Origin of the sequence: Pelistega indica, from assembly GCF_000506865.1 — a bacterium.
Classification (GTDB): Bacteria; Pseudomonadota; Gammaproteobacteria; order Burkholderiales; family Burkholderiaceae_B; genus Taylorella; species Taylorella indica.
Window position 1 is genome coordinate 1 of sequence record NZ_AYSV01000123.1, and the last position, 6,922, is coordinate 6,922.

Sequence of the window (6,922 nt, forward strand, 5' to 3'; positions counted from 1 at the left end):
CTTTTCTTAATCTACCTCACTCAGCTGTATAGCTGAATATTCATAGTGTCTTAATCCCCTAACCATCGGGGCTTTTCTTAATCTATGGCTAACGGCGAACAATGGCGTCAACCCTCTAGTCTTAATCCCCTAACCATCGGGGCTTTTCTTAATAGCTTGCAAAGCAAGCTAGTAAACAGAAAAGCTAGCAGTCTTAATCCCCTAACCATCGGGGCTTTTCTTAATTAAATACGCAAAAAAATTTAGAAGTTTTAACTGAAGTCTTAATCCCCTAACCATCGGGGCTTTTCTTAATTTGCAAAAAAAGCTAGTAAACAGAAAAGCTAGCAAGTCTTAATCCCCTAATCATCGGGGCTTTTCTTAAATGAGAAAGAGATCGAAAACCTAATATTAGACTGTCTTAATCCCCTAATCATCGGGGCTTTTCTTAAATAGTACATTAGCGAAAAAACGCCATAATTTTGCCAAGTCTTAATCCCCTAATCATCGGGGCTTTTCTTAAATCCATGGAGATAATCAACTTGACTCAGCACGTAGCGTCTTAATCCCCTAATCATCGGGGCTTTTCTTAAATCTCAAAGTCAAACAGTAGTATAGTTTGACTTGTCTATTGTCTTAATCCCCTAATCATCGGGGCTTTTCTTAAATTTGCAAGCGATGAAGTAAGCATGCACGCCATATATGTCTTAATCCCCTAATCATCGGGGCTTTTCTTAAATTGCTCTTTAAAATCGTGATGCAAGATGTAGGCTTAAGGTCTTAATCCCCTAATCATCGGGGCTTTTCTTAAATAAGATGAAGAGGAAAGCAACGGAAACCGTAAAAGTCTTAATCCCCTAATCATCGGGGCTTTTCTTAAATGGATTTACCCGAAAAACACCGTAAGCAGTTAATCGGTCTTAATCCCCTAATCATCGGGGCTTTTCTTAAATGACATAGATTTTTACGTCGAGGTTAAAGAGGGTCTTAATCCCCTAATCATCGGGGCTTTTCTTAAATGCATACTTTAGTCACCCTAATCGTCGCCCGTGTCAGTCTTAATCCCCTAATCATCGGGGCTTTTCTTAAATCGAGGTATCGTCCTATAACGCTAACGCCCAGCTGTCTTAATCCCCTAATCATCGGGGCTTTTCTTAAATCCCGTAAACCCCAACAAGTCAGAGGCGGCTATTAGTCTTAATCCCCTAATCATCGGGGCTTTTCTTAAATCGCTACACCAACGAATAACGGTGAAGCATGGCGCCGTCTTAATCCCCTAATCATCGGGGCTTTTCTTAAATTTAACAGCGCGATGCGGCGCAGTGTTAGCAGCTACGTCTTAATCCCCTAATCATCGGGGCTTTTCTTAAATGGACTTGCCCGAAAACTACCATAAGCAGTTGGTCGTCTTAATCCCCTAATCATCGGGGCTTTTCTTAAATTTAAACAGCAGTACGTTTAACTTGTCTTTTAAGTAGGTCTTAATCCCCTAATCATCGGGGCTTTTCTTAAATCGAAAAAACACGCATTAAATGCGCGTCGAAAAATGGGTCTTAATCCCCTAATCATCGGGGCTTTTCTTAAATTTGGGTTTGTACCCTCTCTCGCGCGGGAAGACGCAGTCTTAATCCCCTAATCATCGGGGCTTTTCTTAAATGGAAAAACAACAAATTCACGCACTGGCTAGCGGTCTTAATCCCCTAATCATCGGGGCTTTTCTTAAATTGGGATTATATTGTAAAACTAGCCATAGCTACTCCGTCTTAATCCCCTAATCATCGGGGCTTTTCTTAAATTTCTAACCCTATTATATTATAATATAATATATTAGTCTTAATCCCCTAATCATCGGGGCTTTTCTTAAATAAATCGAACTTCTAGCTTTATCTGAAGTTAGCAGTGTCTTAATCCCCTAATCATCGGGGCTTTTCTTAAATTCTGTAAAAACTCAAAAATTTGAAAATAATCAAGCGTCTTAATCCCCTAATCATCGGGGCTTTTCTTAAATCTAACGGCGAAATGTGGAAACAGCCCCAAAAACTTCGTCTTAATCCCCTAATCATCGGGGCTTTTCTTAAATGTAGAGTATGCAGACGGGCGCCAGTCTGCAGAGTCTTAATCCCCTAATCATCGGGGCTTTTCTTAAATCATGTAGCAAAATGCTCTTTAACAGCGCAATGCAGGTCTTAATCCCCTAATCATCGGGGCTTTTCTTAAATATAGTGATATCTATTGTATCCTAGCCCGTGGGGAGGTCTTAATCCCCTAATCATCGGGGCTTTTCTTAAATAAACCCGTCTTCATGAATAAGGCTGGCAGTGAGGGGTCTTAATCCCCTAATCATCGGGGCTTTTCTTAAATACCAGCAACTGCAAGAGTTGCAAGCTAGAATGTTGTCTTAATCCCCTAATCATCGGGGCTTTTCTTAAATAGCAACTACTCTATTTTTCTTTATTTTTCAATAAATTAAAATACTGTTTTCCAATTTTTTTGTTTATTACAAAGTTAATCATTTTTTTACTTCTTGCAATACATACCGACCATGTCCGAAGACTGTTTGTTTGCCTATATGCAACCATTGCCCTATATACAATAATTGACTAAATTCAACGGGTATATTCAATAGCTCCCACTCGCCTATTATACCACCCAATATCATTTCTCTTTGTTGACGATTGGAATAACGTTTCCAGTCTTGCCACTTCAAATGGCATTCAGATTGAACATTGTCAATTTGTTGCAATGTATCCTGATTCAGCTCAAAATTGACTTGCATATACAAAGACGATATTGTTTGCACACGTCTCAATACTTGTATTAATAAATGACGAGCAGTGATTTTTTCAACCCCTAATCCTGATCCTTGGCTTTGTATTCTCATCGGTGTTTTGATGGTGAGCAATACATGTGAAGAATACGCTTGCGGCAATGTAATAGTATTAATATGGTTTTGTAATACCTGTAGCTCTGGTGAATAAATGAGCTCCCATTGTTGATTATTCTCTACCCATACTTTATCTAGAACCGCAGTCCCTTGCTGAGCACCGACACCTTTTTGCATCGCTTGCTGTAAAGCGAAGGTAATGAGTGCTAACTGTCCTCTAGCAGCCCCCACTAAAACCAAATGAAATGTCAATATTTCTCCTGGCTGATAGTGTCGTTTTTGATCTTCTGATGCTTCTAAGATATAAGGATTGGGTGGAGTATGTTTTTGACTATGCCCTAACTCCTGTTTTTCAGACATTTGGAAAATATTAGTATATGGGCAAGTTCGTTGTAGTGGACAGATATGACAGTCTTCCATTTTGGTCATACAAGCAACTCTTCTCAAAGCATGACCAAATACACCTCTCAATGTTGAACCAGCATAAACAGGTAACAACATGGGAGAGGTAACCCTAAAGTCAAACCGATACCGAGCAATAGGAAGCTCTAAGGGTAGATTTAATGGATTCATAAATGTTTAAGCTTCTCGCAATTGCTGTAAAAGAGATTTTATTTCTTTCTCTTTATTTCCCACCAATAATCCTTTTGCAATAGCTGCAAGTTTTTTATAAGCCAACTCATTAACAACAATCTGCTTTTCATTTAATGAAAATTGTTGAGCCACTATCAATGCTTCTTTGAGCTCAGAAAATTTAGCATCATTTTCTGATTGATTACGCAGATTATATGTGAAATTTTCAAATAATAATTTGATATTATCCACACATAATGTTCCTTCTGACATAGCAGCACGTTTTGCTTGCTGTTCTTGTTTTTGTGCCAACTCTTTTGCTATTCTATCTTCTTCCTCTTTTTTCCGCTGCTGTTCAGCCTCTTGCTCCTTTTTCAATTGTGCTTGTTGTTGTTCAATTTCATGAAATCTATCCTGCTCCCATTTTTGATGTACCTGCTTAATCCTATTAAGCGAAGAGTGGTTTTTTTCACACCATGCCTTAAGAGCTCTGTTATCACCTTGTGGATTAATCTCTATAATTGCCCAACCAAATGGGAGCATTTTTTGAGCATTTTTAGATTGGGAGTCTGATGCTAACCATACTGTTAAAGTTTCTTGAGCAAAAAAAGCAGCTCCTTTTGATGGTTTTATCCTAATATGAGCAAGTTTTTTTATTGTCTTGTTCTCTGCTCCACCGTATTTTCCCAGGCGAACTAACATAATTCTACCTTCTGCCATCGCTGGCTTCAAACTCTCCAATAATATTTTTGTACTAGATAACCAATTATCATCTACACAATCTAATTCTACTAATAATTTCATCTCTTACTAAAATCGAGAGTAATGATACAAATTAGTAGCTTTAGCCATGGATGATAAATCCGTATTTTTTGCTATTGTACGAGGTAATACTTCTAAGGGTTTATTAACTCGTTGCCCCAATTCAGAAGAAAATTGTTGCATAACACTTGTACCTGTAAATGCTCTATATTGCCCCATAACAATACTTTCTATACGCACTACTGGTGCATGAGAAGGCACTCCTATATTTTTTTTACGATTTATAGCAAATTGAATATTACTAGCTACAAAATTATTTTGTGCTGACAAATCAGAAACTTTCAATGCACGCATAGCATCTGATGAAAAGCTACCTATTAATCCTTTTTCAAAGTTCGTGTATTTCCTTGAGAGATCAGCCTTTTGAGCAAGCGTTAATTCTGGCTTGTTGCCAGATAACGCTTCTAATACAGCCGTTCTTATCATCCCTTTGATAGCACTTCCTGGAATAAAATTATTTAGCGTATGACTCTCATACGCAGAGCGTTGAATTTGCATGTTCTTAGGCTCGTTTAGAGCAGGTATGTTATCTAAATAATTAGTATATTCCTGCTGAATACCAGACGTAACTGCCACCAGACGGTGTGCATGCGGTTTAAACAAATCTTTATTATCTTTAAAAAATTTTTGGAGCTTTAGTAAATCTGTAGCACTACTTTTTAAAGTTTTTCGCTGTTGTTCTGTTAAGGCTACTCTTGATGGTTCAAAAACGTACATAAAGCCATCATCTATAACATAGTTAGTTACTTCATAATCTTCACCTATGCCTAGATGTATAGGTGACAAAGGTGTCAATACCAATTGATAGTGTTTTAAAAAGTCACTCATAATGTCTCCGTTGATACTGTGCAAGATAATATTTCTAAGCGTTTTGTATTCATCGCAAAGGAAATTACTGGCGCATACCCTTGATGAACAGCTTCTATTTGAGACATAGATATCTTGCCAATACCCTGACCTACATATCGTGTAGTATTCGTTGAAAATACAGCACCTGTTTTTGCCATTAATATTGGTTTTTTAAATGGATTTCCTTTAATAGCTTCTACATTACCATGACGACCAAATCGTGTTTCTGTCTGATAAAAACTAAATGCACTATCAAATGGTAGCCCCTGAGGACACGCTCGTGCTAATGTAAAAACGGCATTACCTGTTTGATTAAATAAAGGGGTCTCTTCACACGACACAATATCAAACTTACCAAGCCCTACAGTAGCATCTCGTCCGTAACCCATTTGTCCTATATCATTTAATGCCTGTTGTAACTGTTCAATAGGTAATGTTGAATTGTCCAGTAATACAAATACTTGCCACTTACTCTCTGGTGCAAACCAGAGCTGATAATTACTATACGGTGCAAATTGATTACCTGCACTGGTTGTATGCGTTTGACGATTAATAGTATTATGCATTTGCATATGTTTACTCATTAAGTCATAATTTACACTAATATGCTTATCTGACTTAGCATAGTTCTGCCATTGTTCACTAGGTCGTGATAATGCTTGCTCTGGCAGCCACTGCAATTTTTTAAGCTTTTTACGATCACGCTCCTCACCCTCACTCCAATACAATGATGGTAAGTGTGGCAACGGTACATAGCCTTCAGGCATAGCATCAGACACAATCATAAATGGATTACCTTGAGTATAACCTGCTAAACTTCGTTGCAAATACTCAATACCAAACCGTTCTCTTAATGCCCAACATAGCTGTCCGAATAGAGTATCACCCACCAATGGTGTCCCAAAAGCTGTTTTCGGCTGTAGAATTATTTTGTATCCTATCATAAAAGACCTACTTAGAAAGGCTGGATTTCATCAAATTTTTGCTGAGCATCTTCACCATTAATGGTTAATTGACTAAACGAAATCTTGCCATAACCTCGAGAGCCTGATCCTCCTAGACTATCCCACTCTAGCAATTTCAATCCTTTTAATAAAGTATTAAGCAATGCCTCATCATCACCTTCAAACTGTTTGAATGACAATGTAAAACTAAACTGAGTCCCAGCTGGTACTCTCTCTGTTTGACGAGGATTACTCGCCGTTCCTGAAATACGATTAATACTGTTTTCTGTTTTGGCTTCTGTATAAGGGAGATTATTTTCTTGTAAAAAGTTCAAATACTCTTTATCTATTAAGCAATCCCAAAAAGACACCCTAGTATGACCAATTTCTGCAGAAAACTCACTATCGTTAGCATCACCACTAGCACCAAAAATTTGCAAAATATGCTTGACTTCACGTGCTTGATTTTCATTACCATTTTTTTTCGCTGAAAAAAAGTCTTTTTTTGCCAATGGTGCTTCTTGTACCACTCCACTACGCCACTCCAACAAACTACGTACTTTGCCTTTCAAACTGCTACCTGGAATATAAGGTTCATTCGTTAACGGGTGCTTAATTACTGCATTATCAATACCGCCAATATGAATCTCTGTATCCCCACCTCCGATATGTAAGCCACTTTGTAACGTTAATGTTGCTTGGATACGATAAATTGTAGAAGTTCAGACTTCATCTGACAGTTCCCCGTTTGACAAGCGGTGTCTGTCAGATTAGATTTAGCTCATGCTTTTTGCTGTTCCAAATCTGTTTACCATCAATCAATGTTTCTATGGGTGTTCTGCCCACAGCACATYCTTCCTTGATGAGCTGA

5 protein-coding genes and 1 CRISPR repeat array are annotated in these 6,922 nt (G+C 38.0%); all 5 genes read right to left on the minus strand.

Annotated features, from left to right (window positions below):
- The first annotated feature begins 47 nt into the window (after window positions 1-47).
- Window positions 48-2,410: direct repeats of the CRISPR family, unit length 36 nt; unit sequence GTCTTAATCCCCTAATCATCGGGGCTTTTCTTAAAT.
- 78 nt (window positions 2,411-2,488) lie between these two features.
- Genes cas6 through csm3 form a run of 5 tightly spaced genes read right to left on the minus strand, consistent with a single transcriptional unit; the run spans window position 2,489 to window position 6,764 of the window.
- Window positions 2,489-3,436: a CRISPR system precrRNA processing endoribonuclease RAMP protein Cas6 gene (gene cas6, locus V757_RS26065; protein ID WP_023952939.1), complete on the minus strand. Its 948-nt coding sequence runs from the start codon at window positions 3,434-3,436 to the stop codon at window positions 2,489-2,491.
- A gap of 6 nt (window positions 3,437-3,442) precedes the next feature.
- Window positions 3,443-4,240 (minus strand): cell envelope integrity TolA family protein, encoded by a 798-nt coding sequence (locus tag V757_RS26070; protein WP_023952941.1) that lies wholly within the window; start codon window positions 4,238-4,240, stop codon window positions 3,443-3,445.
- Window positions 4,241-4,246: 6 nt separating this feature from the next.
- Entirely contained in the window at window positions 4,247-5,086 is an 840-nt protein-coding gene (csm5, locus tag V757_RS26075; RefSeq protein ID WP_023952943.1) for a type III-A CRISPR-associated RAMP protein Csm5, read from the minus strand.
- Window positions 5,083-6,051: a type III-A CRISPR-associated RAMP protein Csm4 gene (gene csm4 / locus V757_RS26080; RefSeq protein ID WP_023952945.1), complete on the minus strand. Its 969-nt coding sequence runs from the start codon at window positions 6,049-6,051 to the stop codon at window positions 5,083-5,085. The genes csm5 and csm4 overlap by 4 nt, the downstream gene beginning before the upstream one ends.
- A gap of 11 nt (window positions 6,052-6,062) precedes the next feature.
- Window positions 6,063-6,764: a type III-A CRISPR-associated RAMP protein Csm3 gene (gene csm3 / locus V757_RS0115110; RefSeq protein ID WP_031274858.1), complete on the minus strand. Its 702-nt coding sequence runs from the start codon at window positions 6,762-6,764 to the stop codon at window positions 6,063-6,065.
- Window positions 6,765-6,922: the final 158 nt, after the last annotated feature.